This window comes from Endozoicomonas sp. SESOKO1 (genome assembly GCF_024606265.1).
GTDB lineage: Bacteria > Pseudomonadota > Gammaproteobacteria > Pseudomonadales > Endozoicomonadaceae > Endozoicomonas.
The window spans coordinates 1-2,023 of record NZ_JAHHPP010000116.1 but is presented as its reverse complement, the minus strand read 5'-3'; the positions used below and the strand labels follow the sequence as shown (position 1 = coordinate 2,023).

Sequence of the window (2,023 nt, the reverse complement as noted above, 5' to 3'; positions counted from 1 at the left end):
ACCAGGAATACCGTTGTAAACCTCGTCCAGGAACTTGCGCAGTTCTGCCATGCTCTGTTGAGCTTCCAGCATGCGGTTGATCTTGACGCCAAGGCCCTTGGCCGCAGCACCCAGGTGAGTCTCAAGCACCTGACCAACGTTCATACGCGACGGCACACCCAGAGGGTTCAGTACGATATCAACCGGATTACCCTCTTCATCGTGCGGCATGTCTTCTACCGGCATGATGATGGAGATAACACCCTTGTTACCGTGACGACCCGCCATCTTGTCACCAGGCTGGATACGACGCTTGATGGCCAGGTAGACCTTGACAATCTTCAGCACGCCAGGGGCCATGTCATCGCCAGTCTGGAGCTTCTTCTTCTTGTCTTCGAAGCGCTCATCCAGCTGGGCACGACGCTCTTTCAGCTGTTCTCTGGACAGATCCAGCATCTCATTGAGTGCTTCGTCTTCCATGGACAGTTTGAACCACTGCTCGTGCTCCAGGCCATCCAGATAGCTGTCGCTGATCCGGTCACCCTTGCCAAGACCCGGTGCGCGAACCACCGGTTGGTCACGCAGGGCACCGCGCAGACGGGCGAAGGTGTCTTGCTCTACCACACGGAACTCTTCATTCAGGTCCTTGCGGTACTCATCCAGCTGCGCCTTTTCAATGGAAAGTGCACGGGAGTCCTTCTCTACACCATCACGGGTAAAGACCTGAACGTCAATAACAGTACCTTTGACACTGGTCGGCACACGCAGAGAGGTATCCTTAACATCGGATGCCTTCTCACCGAAGATGGCACGCAGCAGTTTCTCTTCCGGCGTCAGCTGGGTTTCACCTTTTGGTGTCACCTTACCCACCAGAATGTCACCAGCGCCCACTTCTGCACCTACATAAACAATACCGGCTTCATCCAGCTTGTTCAGGGCAGACTCACCAACGTTGGGAATATCGCCAGTGATCTCTTCGGCACCGAGCTTGGTGTCACGGGCAACACAGGTCAGTTCCTGGATATGGATCGTAGTAAAGCGGTCTTCCTGAACAACACGCTCAGAGATGAGGATGGAGTCCTCAAAGTTGTAACCGTTCCAGGGCATGAACGCGACGCGCATGTTCTGACCCAGCGCCAGTTCACCCATGTCCACAGACGGACCATCCGCCATGATGTCGCCACGGGCAATCTGATCGCCAGCCTTAACCAGGGAACGCTGGTTAATACAGGTGTTCTGATTAGAACGGGTGTACTTAGTCAGGTTGTAGATATCAACACCGGCCTCACCTGGCTGCACTTCATCATCGTTCACACGAACCACGATACGGGCAGCGTCAACGGTATCGATCACACCGCCACGACGGGCAACCACACAGACACCGGAGTCGGAAGCCACGTTACGCTCCATACCGGTACCCACCAGAGGCTTCTCTGCTCTCAGGGTTGGTACGGCCTGACGTTGCATGTTCGATCCCATCAAGGCACGGTTAGCGTCGTCGTGCTCAAGGAATGGAATCAGAGAGGCCGCAACCGATACCATCTGCTTGGTGGACACGTCCATATACTGGACTTTATCCGGGCTCATCAGGGTGGCTTCACCACGGTAACGCACAACTACCAGTTCATCGGTCAGCTGTTTGTTCTCATCCATGGCAGCAGATGCCTGGGCGATAACGTATTCACCTTCTTCGATAGCAGACAGGTAATCCACGTCATCAGTGACCTGGCCATCAACAACGCGACGGTACGGCGCTTCCAGGAAGCCATAGTCGTTGGTACGGGCATAGGTTGCCAGCGAGTTGATCAGACCGATGTTTGGACCTTCAGGCGTCTCGATCGGGCAGACACGACCGTAGTGAGTCGCGTGTACGTCACGCACCTCGAAGCCGGCACGTTCACGGGTCAGACCACCCGGGCCCAACGCAGATACACGACGCTTGTGAGTAATCTCGGACAGCGGGTTGTTCTGGTCCATAAACTGGGACAGCTGGCTGGAACCGAAGAATTCCTTGATTGCCGCCGCTACCGGTTTGGCATTGATC

The 2,023-nt window shown here is 55.3% G+C and carries 1 protein-coding gene; it reads right to left on the bottom strand.

Annotated elements, in window-relative coordinates:
- A partial coding sequence (gene rpoB, locus KDK13_RS06005; RefSeq protein ID WP_257284060.1) for a DNA-directed RNA polymerase subunit beta occupies positions 1 to 2,023 on the bottom strand: 2,023 nt, incomplete at both ends.